Annotated in this window: 18 protein-coding genes; all 18 read right to left on the reverse strand. The window is 75.4% G+C overall.

The features are described 5' to 3' along the window. The 18 genes from C8D89_RS07545 to mihF all read right to left on the reverse strand — a co-directional run bounded on the left by C8D89_RS07545 (position 1) and on the right by mihF (position 16,099). A complete protein-coding gene (locus C8D89_RS07545) occupies positions 1 to 447 on the reverse strand; it encodes a Rieske (2Fe-2S) protein (protein ID WP_116707503.1) in 447 nt (148 codons plus the stop codon). A 115-nt stretch (positions 448 to 562) separates the two neighbouring features. Continuing rightward, on the reverse strand, positions 563 to 1,255 hold the full coding sequence (locus C8D89_RS07550) for an HAD family hydrolase (RefSeq protein WP_116707504.1): 693 nt from the start codon (positions 1,253 to 1,255) through the stop codon (positions 563 to 565). A gap of 36 nt (positions 1,256 to 1,291) precedes the next feature. Further along, on the reverse strand, positions 1,292 to 2,287 hold the full coding sequence (locus tag C8D89_RS07555) for a quinone-dependent dihydroorotate dehydrogenase (protein WP_116707505.1): 996 nt from the start codon (positions 2,285 to 2,287) through the stop codon (positions 1,292 to 1,294). Then, positions 2,284 to 2,808 carry a PH domain-containing protein gene (locus tag C8D89_RS07560; protein ID WP_116707506.1) on the reverse strand — a complete coding sequence of 175 codons (525 nt, stop codon included), beginning with the start codon at positions 2,806 to 2,808 and terminating at the stop codon, positions 2,284 to 2,286. Before C8D89_RS07560 ends, C8D89_RS07555 begins: the two co-directional genes overlap by 4 nt. Next, complete coding sequence (ribH, locus tag C8D89_RS07565; protein ID WP_116707507.1) at positions 2,805 to 3,278, reverse strand: 6,7-dimethyl-8-ribityllumazine synthase; 474 nt, start codon at positions 3,276 to 3,278, stop codon at positions 2,805 to 2,807. Before ribH ends, C8D89_RS07560 begins: the two co-directional genes overlap by 4 nt. After that, positions 3,275 to 4,567 (reverse strand): bifunctional 3,4-dihydroxy-2-butanone-4-phosphate synthase/GTP cyclohydrolase II, encoded by a 1,293-nt coding sequence (locus C8D89_RS07570; RefSeq protein ID WP_116707508.1) that lies wholly within the window; start codon positions 4,565 to 4,567, stop codon positions 3,275 to 3,277. The genes ribH and C8D89_RS07570 overlap by 4 nt, the downstream gene beginning before the upstream one ends. A 5-nt stretch (positions 4,568 to 4,572) precedes the next feature. After that, a complete protein-coding gene (locus tag C8D89_RS07575; RefSeq protein WP_116707509.1) occupies positions 4,573 to 5,217 on the reverse strand; it encodes a riboflavin synthase in 645 nt (214 codons plus the stop codon). Between the two features lie 96 nt (positions 5,218 to 5,313). Further along, the gene (rpe, locus tag C8D89_RS07580) at positions 5,314 to 5,982 is read right to left on the reverse strand and encodes a ribulose-phosphate 3-epimerase (RefSeq protein WP_116707783.1); all 669 of its coding nucleotides are present in this window, start codon (positions 5,980 to 5,982) and stop codon (positions 5,314 to 5,316) included. A gap of 56 nt (positions 5,983 to 6,038) precedes the next feature. Further along, positions 6,039 to 7,496: an RsmB/NOP family class I SAM-dependent RNA methyltransferase gene (locus C8D89_RS07585; RefSeq protein ID WP_116707510.1), complete on the reverse strand. Its 1,458-nt coding sequence runs from the start codon at positions 7,494 to 7,496 to the stop codon at positions 6,039 to 6,041. A gap of 156 nt (positions 7,497 to 7,652) precedes the next feature. After that, positions 7,653 to 8,579: a methionyl-tRNA formyltransferase gene (fmt, locus tag C8D89_RS07590; RefSeq protein WP_116707511.1), complete on the reverse strand. Its 927-nt coding sequence runs from the start codon at positions 8,577 to 8,579 to the stop codon at positions 7,653 to 7,655. 1 nt (position 8,580) lies between these two features. Further along, the gene (gene def, locus C8D89_RS07595; RefSeq protein ID WP_116707512.1) at positions 8,581 to 9,132 is read right to left on the reverse strand and encodes a peptide deformylase; all 552 of its coding nucleotides are present in this window, start codon (positions 9,130 to 9,132) and stop codon (positions 8,581 to 8,583) included. A 48-nt stretch (positions 9,133 to 9,180) separates the two neighbouring features. Then, entirely contained in the window at positions 9,181 to 9,741 is a 561-nt protein-coding gene (locus C8D89_RS07600; protein WP_116707513.1) for a TIGR03086 family metal-binding protein, read from the reverse strand. A 55-nt stretch (positions 9,742 to 9,796) separates the two neighbouring features. After that, positions 9,797 to 11,908 (reverse strand): primosomal protein N', encoded by a 2,112-nt coding sequence (locus tag C8D89_RS07605; RefSeq protein WP_165825592.1) that lies wholly within the window; start codon positions 11,906 to 11,908, stop codon positions 9,797 to 9,799. 285 nt (positions 11,909 to 12,193) lie between these two features. After that, positions 12,194 to 13,372, reverse strand: coding sequence for a methionine adenosyltransferase (gene metK, locus C8D89_RS07610; protein WP_116707784.1), 1,179 nt, complete (start codon positions 13,370 to 13,372; stop codon positions 12,194 to 12,196). 174 nt (positions 13,373 to 13,546) lie between these two features. Then, positions 13,547 to 14,803 carry a bifunctional phosphopantothenoylcysteine decarboxylase/phosphopantothenate--cysteine ligase CoaBC gene (coaBC, locus tag C8D89_RS07615; RefSeq protein ID WP_116707515.1) on the reverse strand — a complete coding sequence of 419 codons (1,257 nt, stop codon included), beginning with the start codon at positions 14,801 to 14,803 and terminating at the stop codon, positions 13,547 to 13,549. Next, complete coding sequence (gene rpoZ, locus C8D89_RS07620) at positions 14,800 to 15,078, reverse strand: DNA-directed RNA polymerase subunit omega (RefSeq protein ID WP_207787116.1); 279 nt, start codon at positions 15,076 to 15,078, stop codon at positions 14,800 to 14,802. The genes coaBC and rpoZ overlap by 4 nt, the downstream gene beginning before the upstream one ends. Further along, positions 15,075 to 15,749, reverse strand: a complete 675-nt coding sequence (gene gmk, locus C8D89_RS07625) for a guanylate kinase (protein WP_207787117.1) — start codon at positions 15,747 to 15,749, stop codon at positions 15,075 to 15,077. Before gmk ends, rpoZ begins: the two co-directional genes overlap by 4 nt. A 29-nt stretch (positions 15,750 to 15,778) precedes the next feature. After that, the gene (mihF, locus tag C8D89_RS07630; RefSeq protein WP_116707516.1) at positions 15,779 to 16,099 is read right to left on the reverse strand and encodes an integration host factor, actinobacterial type; all 321 of its coding nucleotides are present in this window, start codon (positions 16,097 to 16,099) and stop codon (positions 15,779 to 15,781) included. Positions 16,100 to 16,157 lie beyond the last annotated feature (58 nt).

Below are 16,157 nucleotides of genomic sequence, written 5' to 3' on the forward strand. Positions count from 1 at the left end.
TCAGGTCACCTGCACCACGCCGTCGACGACGCGCGCGGGCACCTCGGTGAGGCCGGTCTCGGCCGGGCCCTGGCGCACCGCGCCGGTGGCGGCGTCGAACTGGCTCTGGTGGGCGGGACAGGTGATCACGCCGCCCTCGGGAGGGGCGACGGTGGCGCCCTGGTGGGGGCACGTCGCGTCGTACGCCTTGACGGTGCCGGCCGTGGGCTGGACGACGAGGATCTTCTGGTCGCCGACGGTGGTGACCGTGCCGCCGCCGACCGGGACCTCGGCGAGGGGGACGCCGGCGGGCGCGGCGGCACGGGGTGCCGTCCCGGGCGGGGCCGCCGGGCTCGGGGGTGCGGCACCGCCCCCGCCCGAGGAGCACGCGGCGAGCGCGCCCGGCGCGGCGAGGGCGACGGCGAGGCCGCACAGGACCTGGCGGCGGTTGGGAGCGGTGGGGGGCACCGACACCTCCGTGAACGCTGTGGTGGAGCGTTCAGTCTCGCCCGCCGTCTTAGTCGTCGCCCAACGGGGTTGTGCGTGATCTTCTGAGCTATCGCTCAGAAGATCACGCACGTAGTCAGGGGCACGGCTCGTCCGGGAGGGCCAGGAGACCCTCGACGACGTCGTCGAGGGCGGGGCCGGTGACGTGGGGGCGCGCGACGGCGTCGGGGATCCGGCCCTCGAGGCGCTCGCAGAAGGCGCCGACCAGCCCCGCCGCGACCGCGCCGTGGACGTCCCAGGAGTGCACGGCGACCAGGGCCGTGCGTGCCGGCGGCGTCGCGACCTGCTCGCACACCCACTGGTAGACGCGGGCGGGCGGCTTGAACATCTTCAGCTCGGCGCACGACACGACGTCGGCGAGCAGGTCACGGACCCCGCCGGCCTCCAGCGCCGCGGCCGCGACCTCCGCCGAGCCGTGGGTGAAGCCGTAGGCCGGGACGCCGGCCTCGCGCAGGCGGCGCAGCGCGGGCTCGACGTCGGGGTGCACGGGCAGCTCACCGAAGCCGTCGAGCACCGAGGCGACCTGCTCGTCGGTGAGGTCACGTCCGCACGTGCGGCGCAGCATGTCGGCGGCCACGGTGGCGAACGGCGGGGCCTCGCCGGCCAGCGTCATCGCCATGCCCTGGTGCAGCAGGCGGGCGAAGAACAGCTCGAGCTCGTGGCCCGGGCGCCCGAGGGCCTCGATGCGCGGCCGCAGCCCCTCCAGCTGCAGGCAGGTCTCGAACAGGTCGAAGAGCACGACCTGGGGACGGCGGGCGGGAGCGGTCATGCGAGTGATTTTCCCGGCTGTGGCCGGGACAATCACTCACATGGAGGCGAGCACCCGGCGGGGCCAGGCCGGGCCGCCGTAGACGAAGCCGGTGTAGGCCTGCACGAGCGTGGCCCCCGCGTCCAGGCGCGCGCGGGCCTCGGCCCCCGTGTCGATGCCGCCGACCGAGACGAGGGTCAGCGCGTCCCCCACCCTCGCCCGCAGCCGGGCCAGCACCGCCCGCGCGGGCCCCGCCAGCGGCGCCCCGGACAGCCCGCCCGAGCCCGCTGCCGCGACGACGTCGGCCGGGGACGCGAGCCCCTCGCGGGCGATCGTGGTGTTCGTGGCCACGATCCCGTCGAGGCCCTGCGCGACCGCCAGGTCGGCCACCGCGTCGACGCCGTCGTCGTCGAGGTCCGCGGTGATCTTCACCAGCAGTGGCGTCGCGCCGACCTCCTCGCGCACCGCCGCGAGCAGCGGCTCGAGGGCGTCGACGCCCTGCAGCTCGCGCAGCCCCGGCGTGTTGGGCGAGCTGACGTTGACCACGACGTAGTCGGCGTACGGACCGAGCACCCGCGCGGAGTAGCGGTAGTCGGCGACGGCGTCGGTCGCGGCCTTCGACTTCCCGATGTTGACCCCGAGCACGGTGCCGGCGCCCGGCCCCGAACGCACCGCCGCGAGCCGGGCGGCGACGACGTCCGCGCCGGCGTTGTTGAACCCCATGCGGTTGACCAGCGCCCGGTCGGCGGGCAGGCGGAACAGCCGGGGACGCGGGTTGCCGGGCTGGGGCCGCGCGGTCACCGTGCCGACCTCGACCGCCCCGAAGCCCAGCCGCGCGAGCGCGCGCACGCCCTCGGCGTCCTTGTCGTAGCCGGCGGCGACGCCCAGCGGGTTCGCGAACCGCAGGCCCATGGCCTCCACCGGCGTGCCCGGACGCGGCCGGTCGGGCAGCAGCGGGGCCGCCGCCCGCAGCGCGCTGACCCCGACGCAGTGGGTCAGCTCCGCGGGCATGCGCGTCGCGACGTGGCGGAAGAGCAGGTCGTAGGGCCTCATCGACCCGGTGAGTCGGATGGGGAGTCGGATGGGGAGTCGGCTCGGGAGTCGGCGTCGACCCGGTGGTGGCGCGCGTGCAGCCGGCGCAGCGCGCTCACCCCGCGCGCCGCATGCCCGCGGTCGACGGCCTGCAGCGCCGACACCGTCAGGTACTCGTCGTCGGGCAGTTCGAGGCGCGCGAACTGGGTGCCGTCGGGGAAGCTCACCGCGAGCACCTCGGACCACGGCAGGCGCCGGGTGAGGATCGTCGCGCGCACCTCCACCCCGCCCGGCCCGGCGCGCAGCCGGGGCCGGGTGAACAGCAGCGCGCAGCCGGCGAGGATCGCCCCGAGCACGACCATCGCCACCTGGTCGGCGAACCGGAAGTTGAACCCCGAGTTCTCGACGTACACCAGCAGCGCCCCGGTGAGGAAGAGCGCGAACACGAACACGGCGAGGACCCAGGCGACCCAACGGATGCGCACCGGGCGGACCTCGAGCTCCACCTCGCCGATGTCCACCGGTTCCCCGGGCGCGGTCACGGCGTCAGCCCTCGCAGCGTCAGCGCCGCGTCCAAGGCCGCGACGGTCGCCTCGAAGCCCTTGTCCTCGCTCGAGGTCGGCGTGCCCGCGCGCTCCCAGGCCTGCTGCTCGTCGTTGACCGTCAGCACGCCGTTGCCCACCGGCGTGCGGGCGTCGAGGCCCACGCGCAGCAGGCCGGCGGTGACCGCGTCGCAGACGTAGTCGAAGTGCGGGGTCGTCCCGCGGATGACGACGCCCAGGCCGACGACGGCGTCGTGGCCCTCGGCGAGGCCCTGGCAGACGACGGGCAGCTCCATCGCCCCGGCGACGCGCGCGACCGTCGGGTCGCCGACGCCCGCCTTCGCGGCCGCGTGGAGGGCCCGCTCGAGCAGCACCTCGGTGATGGCCGCGTTCCAGCGGGTCACCGCGATGCCCAGCCGCAGCCCCGCCGCATCGGGGACCGCCGGCTCCGGGCGTCCCTGGCCGCTCACGAGCGCGTCCCGCCCACCGCCGGCCGGTCGTCGTCGGCCGTGGCGTGCTGCGCGACGACGACGTCCTCCTCCGTGTCGAGGCCCTCGAGGTCGTGGCCCATGCGGTCGCGCTTCGTGCGCAGGTAGCGCAGGTTCTCGGGCGTCGCGCGCGACGGCAGCGCCACGCGGCCGAGGATCTGCAGCCCGTAGCCCTCGAGCCCGGCCCGCTTCTCCGGGTTGTTGGTGAGCAGGCGCATCGACTTGATGCCGAGGTCGGCGAGGATCTGCGCACCCGTGCCGTAGTCGCGGGCGTCGGCGGGCATGCCCAGCGCGAGGTTGGCGTCGACGGTGTCCGCGCCGGCGTCCTGCAGCTGGTAGGCCTGCAGCTTGTGGATCAGGCCGATCCCCCGCCCCTCGTGGCCGCGCACGTAGAGCACGACACCGCGGCCCTCGGCCACCACGGCGGCCATCGCCGCGTCGAGCTGGGGGCCGCAGTCGCAGCGTCGCGAGCGCAGCACGTCGCCGGTGAGGCACTCCGAGTGCACGCGGACCAGCACGTCCTCGCCGTCGCCGATCTCGCCGTGCACCAGCGCGACGTGCTCGATGCCGTCGAGCGTCGAGTCGTAGCCGTAGGCGACGAACGTGCCGTGGTCGGTGGGGATGTTGGCGTGGGCGACCTGGACGACCTGCTTCTCCGAGCGCCGCCGGTAGGCGATGAGGTCCTTGATCGTGATCAGCGAGAGCTCGTGCTCGTCGGCGAAGACCTTCAGCTCGTCGAAGCGCGCCATGTCGCCGTCGTCCTTCTGCGAGACGATCTCGCAGATGGCGCCGGCGGGCTCCAGCCCGGCGAGGCGGGCGAGGTCCACGGCGGCCTCGGTGTGCCCGGGCCGGCGCAGCACCCCGCCCTCGCGGGCGCGCAGCGGCACGACGTGCCCGGGGCGCGACAGGTCGGTCGGCCCGGACGCGGGGTTCGCCAGCACGCGGATCGTGTGGGCCCGGTCGGTGCCGGAGATCCCGGTGCCGACGCCCTCGCGGGCGTCGACCGACACCGTGTACGCGGTGCCGTGCCGGTCCTGGTTGATCGAGTGCGCCGGCGGGAGGTCGAGCCGGTCGCAGGCCTCGCCGGTGAGCGGGGCGCAGATGTAGCCCGAGGTGTAGCGCACCATGAACGACACGAGCTCCGGCGTGGCGCACTCGGCCGCGAAGATGAGGTCACCCTCGTTCTCGCGGTCCTCGTCGTCGACGACGACCACGGCCTTGCCGGCCCGGATGTCGGCGATCGCCCGCTCGATGTGCTCGAACCCGTCCACGTCCCCTACTTCCCCGACCCGGCTGTCCCGGCCTGTGCTCCGATGAGCCGTTCGACGTACTTGGCGACCACGTCCACCTCGAGGTTCACGGTGGAGCCCACGGCCCGCTCCCCCAGCGTCGTCTCGCGCAGCGTGGTCGGGATGAGGCCGACGGCGAACGACTCGTCGTCGACCCCGGTGACCGTGAGGCTCACGCCGTCCACGGCGATCGAGCCCTTCTCCACGACGTAGCGGGTGAGGCCCGGGCCGTCACCCTCCTCGTTGCCGACACGGAAGCGGACGGCCGTCCACTCGTCGTGCTCGGTGCGCTCGACGACCGTCGCGGTGCCGTCGACGTGGCCCTGCACGATGTGCCCGCCGAGCCGGGCGCCCGCCGCGACCGCGCGCTCGAGGTTGACCCGCGTGCCGGCGATCGCCCCGGCGAGGCTCGAGCGGCGCAGCGTCTCGCCCATCACGTCGACCCCGAACTCGCCGTCGGACGGGTCGACGACGGTGAGGCAGACCCCGTTGACCGCGATGGAGTCGCCGGGACGGGCGTCGGAGGTGACCAGCGGTCCGCGCACACGCAGCCGGGCAGACCCACCAGCAGGGTCCTCGCCCGCGACAACGTCGACGATCTCGCCGACCTCCTCGACGATCCCCGTGAACACCGCGATCCTCTCGTCCGCCCGGCCGGAACGCCGGGCTCGCCCGCCATCATCCTCACGACGCCGTCGCGCGGCATCACCACCGCGGTGACCCCGCTCTCACCCCTGCCCGAGGTGCGTCGCCGCGTGCGCGGCCTGCTCGCGCAGCGCCTCGACGGCGCGCCCGGGGTCGTCGGCGCCGTAGACCGCCGAGCCGGCGACGAAGCAGTCGACCCCCGCCTCCGCGGCCTGCTCGATGGTGTCGGCGCTGATGCCGCCGTCGATCTCGAGGAGGACGTGCAGGTGACCGGTGTCCACCAGCCGCCGGGCGGTGCGCACCTTGTCCAGCACCTGGGGCATGAACGCCTGGCCGCCGAAGCCCGGTTCGACGCTCATCACCAGCAACGTGTCGAAGTCGCGCAGGACCTCGATCCAGTCCTCCAGCGGCGTGCCCGGCTTGACCGAGAGCCCGGCCAGGGCACCTGCCGCCCGGATGTCGCGGGCGCAGCGCCGCGCGTCGTGGGCCGCCTCCGCGTGCACCGTCACGTTGGCCGAACCCGCCTCGGCGTAGCCCGGCGCCCAGCGATCCGGGTCGTCGATCATGAGGTGGCAGTCGAGCGGGATGTCGGTGGCCCGTTCCAGCGCCTGCACCACGGGCAGCCCGAGGGTCAGGTTCGGCACGAAGTGCCCGTCCATCACGTCGACGTGCAGCCAGTCCGCGCCGCGCACGGCCTCGGCCTCCTCGGCGAGGCGCGCGAAATCGGCGGACAGGATGCTCGGAGCGATCATCGGGACGCGCGCCACGTGACGGATGGTAACGGTGACTGCACCGGGCGGGTCGCCCCCTACGACCTGCGCAGCACCGCCGCGTACATCGCGTCGGTGCCGTGCCGGTGCGGCCAGAGCTGGACGCCCGGGCCCTCGACGGCCTCGGTGTCGGGCACCTCGGGCAGCAACGCCGCCGTGTCGAGCAGCTCGGCCCCGGTCTCCGCGGCCACGGCCGCGACGACCGCCGTGGTCTCGTCGGGGTGCGGTGAGCAGGTCGCGTAGGTGACGACGCCGCCGGAGCGCGTGCGCTCGAGCCCGGCGCGCAGCAGCGAGCGCTGGAGCTCGGCGAGCTGCTCCACGTCGCCCGCGTCGCGGCGCCACCGGGCCTCGGGGCGGCGGCGCAGCGCGCCGAGCCCGGTGCACGGCGCGTCGACGAGCACCCGGTCGTAGGCCGCCTCGGGCAGCGCGACCTCGCGGGCGTCGCCGGTGTGCACGCGGACGGGCAGGCCCTCGGTGGCCTTCGCGACGAGACCGGCCCGGTGCGGCGCGCGGTCGACGGCGTCGACGGTCGCGCCCTCGATCGCACCGAGCGCGCCCAGCATCACCGCCTTGCCGCCGGGGCCGGCGCACAGGTCGAGCCAGCGGGTGTCCCGCCCCTCGACGGGCGCCCGCGCCGCGACGAGGGCGACGAGCTGGCTGCCCTCGTCCTGCACCACGGCCAGGCCCTCGCGCACCGGCGGCAGGTCGCCCGGGTCACCGCCCTCGGTGAGCAGCACGCCGTACGGCGAGTACGGGGACTCCTCGCCGCCGGTGATCGCGGCCAGCTCCTCGGCGGAGATCTCGCCGGGCCGGGCCGCGAGGTGGACCGCGGGGCGGGCGTCGTCGGCGGCGAGGGCCGCGGCCAGCTCGTCCTCGGACCCCAGCGCCCGGACGAACACCTCCGCGATCCAGCGCGGGTGGGCGTGGGCCAGCGCGAGGCGGCCGAGCGTGTCGGCGGGAGCGAGGCGGTCGACCCACGTCGCCTCGTCGTGCTCGGCGACCCGGCGCAGCACGGCGTTGACGAACCCCGTCGGTCGCGACCCCGCGCGGGCGCGGACCAGCTCGACCGCCGCCCCGACCGCGGCGTGCGGCGGGATGCGGGTGCGCAGCAGCTGCTGGGTGCCGAGGCGCAGCACGTCGAGCACGACGCCGTCGAGGTCGGCGAGCGGCCGGTCGCAGCAGGCGGCCAGCACGGTGTCGAGCAGCCCCTGCGCGCGGCAGGCGCCGTACGCCAGGTCGGTGGCGAGCGCGGCGTCGCGCCCGGAGATGCGCCGCTCGCGCAGCAGGCCGGGCAGCACGAGGTTGGCGTAGGCGCCGTCCTCGCGGACCGCACGCAGCACGTCGAGGGCGGCCTCGCGCGCCGGGTCGCCCGCCGGCGGGCGACCCGGACCCTGCCGGCCACGCGGCGGGCCGCTACGGCGCCGGCGGTCGTCGGGACGCTTGCGCGGGCCCCGTCCGGAGCGGTGCCCGCCGGGCGGGACGGAGCTGTCGGTCATCCGTACCCCGTCACTTCGCTCGCCCCGCTCATGAGGACCCCGTCGCTTCGCTCGCCCCGCTCATGAGGAGCCCGTCGCTTCGCTCGCCCCGCTCATGAGGACCCTGTCGCTTCGCTCGCCCCGGTCATCGTTACCCCGTCGCTTCGCTGGCCCCGGTCACGCGAACCGCTCCCCCGGCTCCGGACGCACGCCGCGCGCCCAGTCGACGGCCGGCATGGGCTTCTTGCCGCCGGGCTGGACCTCGCCGAGCGCCACGGTCGCGGTGGCCGTCCCGACCAGCACCCGCGTGCGCTCGACGCGGATCGTGCCCGGGTCGAGCCGCGCCTCGCCGGTGGGGAGCACCGGGCCGAGCTTGAGACGGGCGTCGCGGAAGGTCGTCCAGGCGCCGGGCGCGGGGGTCACGGCGCGGATGCCCCGGTCCACCGCGGGCGCCGGGTGGGTCCAGGTCACGCGCGCGTCGTCCACGGTGACCTTCGGGGCGTAGGAGACGCCGTCGGCGGGCTGGGGCACCGGGACCAGCTCGCCGTCGGAGATGCCGTCCAGCGTCCGCTCGAGCAGTGCCGCGCCGGCCTCGGCCAGGCGCTCGAGCAGCGTCCCCGCGGTGTCGTGGCGGCCGATCTCCTCGGTGACCGTGCCGTAGACCGGGCCCGTGTCCATGCCCTCGTCCAGCGCGAACGTGCTTGCGCCCGTCACCTCGTCGCCGGCCCGGATCGCGGCCTGCACCGGCGCCGCGCCGCGCCACGCGGGCAGCAGCGAGAAGTGCAGGTTGACCCACCCGTGCGGCGGGATGTCGAGGGCTTCGCGGCGCAGCAGGTTGCCGTAGGCGACGACGGGGCAGCAGTCGGGCGCCAGCGCGCGCAGCGCGTCGAGGAACGCCTCCTCGCTCGCCTTGACGGGCGTGAGGACGGGGACGCCTGCCTCGTCGGCGAGGGCGCCGACCGGGCTGCGCTGCGGGCGCTTCGACCGCCCGACCGGGGCGTCGGGGCGGGTGACGACGGCCGCCACCTCGTGCCGCTCGCTCGCGAGCAGGCGGCGCAGGGAGGGCAGGGCGGGCTCGGGGGTGCCCGCGAAGACGACGCGCACGCTACAGGGCCCGGCCGAAGAGCGGGTGCGGGCTCTGCTTGAGCGTCGGCGGGGCGGCCGGGTCGAACCACGGCGCCGCCCGGATCGCCTTCATCGCCTCGCGACGGGTCTCGGGGTCGAGCTTGTCGAGGAACAGCACGCCGTCGAGGTGGTCGGTCTCGTGCTGGATCGCGCGTGCCACCAGTGCCGTGCCCTCGACCGTCTGCGGCTCGCCGTGCACGTCCCACCCGGTCGCGACGACGTGCTCGAAACGACGGCAGTCGAACCGCAGCCCCGGGATCGACAGGCAGCCCTCGGGTCCGAACTGCTCGGTGCCGTCCACCGCGTTCCACGTCGGGTTGACCATGTGGCCCTCGACCCCGTCGGCGCGGAACGTGAACACCCGCAGCCCGACACCGATCTGCGGCGCCGCGAGACCCGCGCCGCCCTGGTCGCGCATCGTCTCGTGCAGGTCGGCGACGAGGGTGCGCAGCTCGCGGTCGAAGTCGACGACGGGCTCGGCCTTCGTCCGCAGGACGGGGTCGCCGAACAGGCGCAACGGCTGGACGGTCATCGGTCCTCTCTCGGGGGTTCGACCGTCCAGTGTAGGTACGTCTTCCGATCAGGGCTTCCAGTCGGGGTCGCGGCCGATGAACCCCAGCAGGCGGGTCTGGGCGTCGGCGTCGTCGGGCACCGGCACCCGCGCGCCGAACTGCCCCGAGCTCCGGATCGCCTCCTCCATCCGCTCCATGCCCTCGACGAGCGCCGCGCAGAACCCGGGGTCGAGGCGGTCGTCCTGGCCGGTGGCGCGTGCGAGGTCCCAGGTGTGCATGAAGACGTCGGCGGTGTAGATCATGTCCGTCGCGCCGCCCACGGTCATCTCGCCGAGGTGCGGGTTGGCGATCGTGCGGTCGGCGCGCGCCGGGTCGTCGAGCAGTGCCTGCACGGCCGCGGCCTGGTGCTCCCAGGCGGCGACCGGGTCGTCGTCGACCGACGGGCCGGCCGGCAGCTCGACGCCGCCCGAGGCCAGGAAGCCCGGGAACCAGGTCGTCAGGTGGCGCACGACGTCGCGTGCGGTCCACTCTGCCACCGGCGACGGCACGTCCCAGTCGGCGGTGCCGCGCACGCGCTCGGTGAAGATCGTCGCAACCGTGCGGTGGCGGTCGGCGGGGGTCTCGGGCATCACGGCCTCCTCGTACTCAACCTCAGGGTTGAATACTGGCAGGCCTCGCACGGGTCTACAAGGGGTCGAGCGGGTCGAGCAGCACGCGCACCGGCTCGCGCTCCTTGCGCGCCGAACGCACCGCCTGCGCCGCGTGCAGCTCGCGGGCCAGCTCCCGGCCCTGCGTCCGGGGGACGCGGGCGAGGCAGCGCTCGGCACCCTCGGTGCGCTCCTCGGCGCCGGGCAGGCGCGTCCCGGGAGGCAGCTCCACCGGCCCGAGCACCTCGACGGTGTCGGGCAGCGCCGCCAGGAGGTCCGCGACGGCGGCGGGCGGGCCGTCGATCGCGGCCATGCGCCTCGCCGGGGGCAGCGCGAGCTCCTCGCGGGCGGCGAGCTCGGTGGCGGCGTGCCCGGCCGGGTCCCAGCGCACCAGCGCCTGCACCGCCGGCGTCGACGACTCGGCGACGACCACCACCCGCCCGCCCTCGGGCCCCGGGCGCACCAGGGCCGCGGCGCCGAACCAGCGGCGCAACGTCTCCTCCCCCGCCCGCAGCTCCGGACGCGCGAGCAGGACCGCGCCGTCGAGCAGCAGCGCCGCGCCGTAGCCACCCTCGGCGACGGGCTCGGCGCCGGGCGTCGCCACCACCAGGGCGGGGCCGGGGGGCACGGTGTCGAGCACCGCGGCGCCGCCGCCCGAGCTGCGCACGACGATCTGGGGGAAGGCGCGGCCCAGCTCCTCGGCGGTGCGCGCCGACCCGACCGCGAGCGCCCGCAGCTGCGGCGACCCGCACGCCCCGCACCGGTACGCGGCGTCGGGGTGCCCGCACCAGCGGCAGGTGGGGGCCGCCTCGTGGTCACCGCGCCCGGCGGCGGGCAGCGACAGCGGGCCGGCGCAGCGGCGGCAGCGGGCGGGCTCGCGGCAGCGGGCGCACGCGACGGCGGGCAGGTAGCCGCGGCGCGGGACCTGGACGAGGACGGGCGCCCGTGCCGCCAGCGCCGCGCGCGCCGCCTCGAAGGCCACCGACGGCATCCGGGCGGCGCGGGCGGCGGGGTCGCGCAGGAGCTGGCGGTCGTCCTCGCCGATCGCGGTGACCCGGGGGCCCCGGGCGCGCACCGTGGCGCGGTCGGCGACGACGTCGTGGGCCCAGCCGCTGGCGACGAGCAGCGCGGCCTCGGCGGTGCGGGCGAAGCCGGCGACGAGCAGGGCCGCGCCGTCGCGGTGCGCGCGCGTCATGGCGACGTCGCGGGCGTGGGGGTAGGGCGCGCGGGGCTCGGCGTGGGAGTCGTCGCCGTCGTCCCACACCGCGACGAGCCCCGGGTCGGCCACCGGGGCGAAGGCGGCGGCGCGGGTGCCGACGACGATGCGCACGTGCCCGCGGGCGACCGCCAGCCAGCGTCGGTAGCGCTCGGCGGGGCCGAGGTCGGCGGCGAGGGCGACGACGGCGTCCTCGCCCGCGACGGCCTCGCAGGCCGCCTGGACACGGTCGAGGTCGCGGCGGTCGGGCACGACGATCACCGCTCCGCGGCCGGCGGCGGCGGTCGTCGCGGCGGCCTCGGCGAGGCGGGCGGGCCAGTCCTCACCGGGCAGCGCCTGCCACACGGCGTGCGCGCCGCGGCCGGCGGCCAGGGCCTCGAGCAGTGCCGGGCCGCGGGGATAGGCGTCCCAGCCGGTGGTCTCCGGGGCGGCGGCGGGCGTGCGCTCACGCGGTGTCTCGGCTTCCACGCGGGCGTGGCGCGGGGGCACGGCGAGGCGCAGGACGTCGGCGAGCGTGCCGGCGTAGCGGTCGGCGACGGCGCGGCAGAGTCCGGCGAGCTCGGGGCCCAGCACCGGCTCCGGCGAGACGACCTTCTCCAGCCAGCCCAGGCGGCCGGTGTGCTCGGTGGTGTCCTCCCGCGCGAGCACGAAGCCGTCGACCGTGCGCCCGGCGAACCGCACCCGCACCCGCGCACCGGGGACGGCCTGGCCGGCGAGCTGCTCGGGGACCTGGTAGTCGAACGGGCGGTCGAGGTGCGCGAGGTTGACGTCCACGGCCACCCGCGCGACGGGGCGCGCCGCGGCGGGGAGGCGCTCGTTGCGGTGGCCCTTGCGGGGCTTCTCGGCGGGCTTCCCGGTGGGCCCGACCGGGGGCGTCGCGGCCTCGGCAGGCGGCGCCGCGAACAGCGCCTCGCTCGTCCCGCCTGCCGTCACGCGCCCCGGTCTACCAGACCCGTCCGACGCCTCCCGGCCCCTCGTGACCACCGGCCGGTCGCACGATGCCGCAATGGTGGAGCGGACGTTCCCCTGAGCGCCACGATCGCTCCACCCGTACGGATCTCGAGGCCCGGACGCACGCCGGCCCGGTCACCTCATGATCGAGGTGACCGGGCCGGGCGTGTCGCGCTCGTGAGGATGTGGCGATCCTGGCGCTCAACGCCAGCAAAGCCGCATTGCTCGCACGGGGACCGTGCGATGCCTGCGGAGTCGCCCGGGACCTCAGCCGGCGATCGACTTCAGGGCGTCGGCGCGGTCGGTGCGCTCCCAGGGGAGGTCGAGGTCGTCGCGGCCGAAGTGGCCGTACGCCGCGGTCGGCTGGTAGATCGGGCGCAGGAGCTGCAGGTCGCGCACGATCGCGCCGGGACGCAGGTCGAACACGTCGTGGATGGCCTTCTCGATCTTGGCCGGGTCCACGTTCTCGGTGCCGAAGGTCTCGACGAACACGCCGACGGGCTCCGCCTTGCCGATCGCGTAGGCGATCTGCACCTCGGCCCGCTTCGCGAGGCCCGCGGCGACGACGTTCTTCGCCACCCAGCGCATCGCGTAGGCGGCCGAGCGGTCGACCTTCGACGGGTCCTTGCCCGAGAACGCGCCACCGCCGTGGCGGGCGTAGCCGCCGTAGGTGTCGACGATGATCTTCCGGCCGGTGAGGCCGGCGTCGCCCATGGGGCCACCGGTGACGAAACGGCCGGTCGGGTTGACCAGCACGCGGGTGTTCGACGAGTCGAGGTCGATGCCCTCGAGCACCGGGTCGATGACCTTCGACTTGATGTCGGGGGTCAGCAGCTCGTCGAGGTCGATGTCGGCGGCGTGCTGGGTCGAGAGCACGACGGTCTCGACACCGACGGCCTTGTCGCCGTCGTACGCGATGGTGACCTGGGTCTTCCCGTCCGGACGCAGGTAGGGCAGCGTCCCGTCGCGGCGGACCGCGGTCAGCTTGCGCGCCAGCCGGTGGGCGAGCCCGATCGGCAGCGGCATGAGCTCCGGGGTGTCGGCGTCGGCGTAGCCGAACATGAGGCCCTGGTCGCCGGCACCCTGCTTGGCGATCTCGTCCTCGTTGCCCTCGACGCGGGACTCGTAGCCCTGGTCGACACCCTGGGCGATGTCCTTGGACTGCGCGCCGATGGAGATCGACACGCCGCAGCTCTCCCCGTCGAAGCCCTTGGCCGAGGAGTCGTAGCCGATGTCGAGGATCGTCTTGCGGACGACGTCGACATAGTTGACCTGGGCGTTGGTGGTCACCTCGCCGGCGACGTGCACCTGCCCCGTCGTGACCATCGTCTCGACCGCGACGCGACTCTTCGGGTCCTGGGCCAGCAGGGCGTCCAGGATGCCGTCGCTGACGGCGTCACAGATCTTGTCCGGGTGGCCCTCGGTGACGGATTCGCTGGTGAACAGACGCCTAGCGGGCACAATCTCTCCCTGCCTCGACAATGGGACCCGTCCACACTAACGGCAACTGCCCGAATCGCGAGGCCGCTGACCTGCCCAAATGCCAGTCCTGTCACACAACGGTTGTGTTCACCGCGGGTTCGTGGGAAGGGGCGGGTGCTCCCGTGCGGCGCGTCCCGTCTAGGGGAGACGCTCGGCCACCGCGTCCCAGACGCGGGCCGCGAGCGCCGCCTTCGACCCCATCGGCAGGGGCGACGACGACCCGTCGGCGGCCAGCAGCCAGCCCTCGTTGTCCTCGGTCTCGAACGCCCGCCCGGCACCCACGGCATTGACGACGAGCAGGTCACAGCCCTTGCGCTCGAGCTTCGCGCGCCCGTACTCGAGCACGCTGCCCTGCTCGTCGCCGGTCTCCGCGGCGAAGCCGACGACGAGGCGGCGCGGGACGTCCTCGGTGACGAGCTCGCGCAGGATGTCCGGGTTGAACTCGAGCGGGATCGCGGGCGGCTCGTCCCCCTTCTTGATCTTCCCGACCGACAGCGAGGCGGGCCGGAAGTCCGAGACCGCGGCGGCCATCACCACCACGTCCGCGGCCTTCGCGGCGTCGATGACGGCGTCGCGCATCTCGCGGGTGGTCTGCACCCGGCGGAGGTGGACCGCGGCCGGCGGGTCGAGGTCGGCGGTCGTGCCCGCCACCAGCGTCACCTCGGCCCCGCGCTGGGCCGCGACCCGCGCGAGCGCGTAGCCCTGTCGGCCCGACGAGCGGTTGCCCAGCGTGCGCACCGGGTCGAGCGGCTCGGCGGTGCCGCCCGCGGAGACCACGACCCGCCGGCCCTCGAGGTCGCGGGGCAGCGGGAAGGGCATGCCGCCGGCGTCCCCGCTGTCGGCAAGGCCCCACTCCAGCAGCAGCCGGGCGAACTCGGCGATCTCCGGCGGCTCGGGCAGGCGGCCGGCGCCGCTGTCGGCGCCGGTCAGGCGGCCCGACGCGGGCTCGAGGACGACGGTGCCGCGCCGGCGCAGCGTCGCGACGTTGTCGACCGTCGCCGGGTGCTCCCACATCTCGGTGTGCATCGCCGGCACGGCGAGCACGGGGCAGCGCGCGGTGAGCAGCGTCGAGGTGAGCATGTCGTCGGCGCGGCCGTGCGCCATGCGCGCCAGCAGGTCGGCGGTGGCCGGCACGAGGACGACGAGGTCGGCACGGCGGCCGAGGGCGACGTGCGCGACGTCGGGGACGTCCTCGAACACCCCGGTGTGCACGGGGTTGCCCGACAGCGCCTCGAACGTGGCCGCGCCGATGAACTGCAGCGCAGCCCGGGTGGCCACCACCTGGACGTGGTTGCCGGCCTCGCGCAGGCGCCGAAGCACCTCGCAGGCCTTGTAGGCGGCGATGCCGCCCGAGACCCCGAGAACGATCTCCCGGGGTCGGTCCGCAGGTGTCACTCGCCCTCGGTGTGCTCGAGCAGGCCGGAGTGGATCTCGCGCATCGCCACGGACAGCGGCTTCTCGCGCGGGCCGGGCTCGACGAGGGGGCCGACGTACTCGAGCAGGCCCTCGCCCAGCTGGGCGTAGTAGTCGTTGATCTGGCGGGCGCGCTTGGCCGCGTAGATGACCAGCGCGTACTTGGAGCTCACCGTCTCCAGCAGCTCGTCGATCGGGGGGTTGGTGATGCCCTCCGGCCCCTCGAGGGTGCTGGTCCGTCCGGTGGGGATGCTCACTCGCTCGCTCCTGCGGGGGTCGCGCCGGACGGCGATCGGTCCGGCAGCGTCGATGAGTCGGTGGGTGCGGTCCCCCGGCCGGCACGGCTGACGGGTGGACCAACGCTCAACTCTACCAACCGGCGTGCGGTCTCCCCGACGTCGTGGTTGATGACGGTGACGTCGAACTCGCTGGCCGCCGCGAGCTCCTCGCGGGCCGTGGCCAGGCGACGGTCGACCACCTCCGTGGCCTCGGTGCCCCGGCCGATCAGCCGGCCGACGAGGACCTCCCACGAGGGCGGCTCGAGGAAGACGAACAGGGCGTCCGGGCGCTGGTCGCGCACGGCGCGGGCGCCGGCGAGGTCCAGCTCGAGCAGCACCGGCTCGCCGGCCGCGAGGTGCTCGTCGACGGGCGCGCGGGGCGTGCCGGAGCGGTGCATGCCGCCGTGGATGTCCGCCCACTCGAGCATCTCGCCCTCGGCGATCATGCGGTCGAACTCCTCGGGCGTGACGAACCGGTAGTCCCGCCCGTCGACCTCGCCGGGGCGGGCGGCCCGCGTCGTCGCCGACACGCTGAACCACAGGGGCGCGCCGATCCGCCGCAGCTCCGCGACGACCGTGCTCTTGCCGACCCCCGAGGGCCCGGCCAGCACCATCAGCCGGCCGGGCCCGTGGTCGGGGGCCCCATCCATCAAGCGCCGTCCATCAAGCGGTCACCGGCTCACTCGCCGCCGGAGAACTCGTCGAGCAGAGCCTTGCGCTGCCGCTCGCCGAGCCCGCGCAGGCGACGGCTGGGGGCGATCTCCAGGCGCTCCATGATCTGCTGGGCGCGGACCTTGCCCACCCCCGGCATGGCCTCCAGCAGCGCCGAGACCTTCATCTTGCCGAGCACCTCGTCCTTGTCGGCCTGCTCGAGCACCTCCGAGAGGCTGGTGCCCCCGCGCTTGAGCCGCTCCTTGAGCTCGGCCCGGGCACGTCGGGCCGCGGCGGCCTTCTCGAGCGCCGCGGCCCGCTGCTCCTCGGTCAGCTCGGGTAAAGCCACGTTCTCCTCCGGGGGTCGTGACGACGGGACCGGCCGAACCGGGCTCCCGTGGTGGGCG

The organism is Actinomycetospora cinnamomea (assembly GCF_003096675.1).
GTDB lineage: Bacteria > Actinomycetota > Actinomycetes > Mycobacteriales > Pseudonocardiaceae > Actinomycetospora > Actinomycetospora cinnamomea.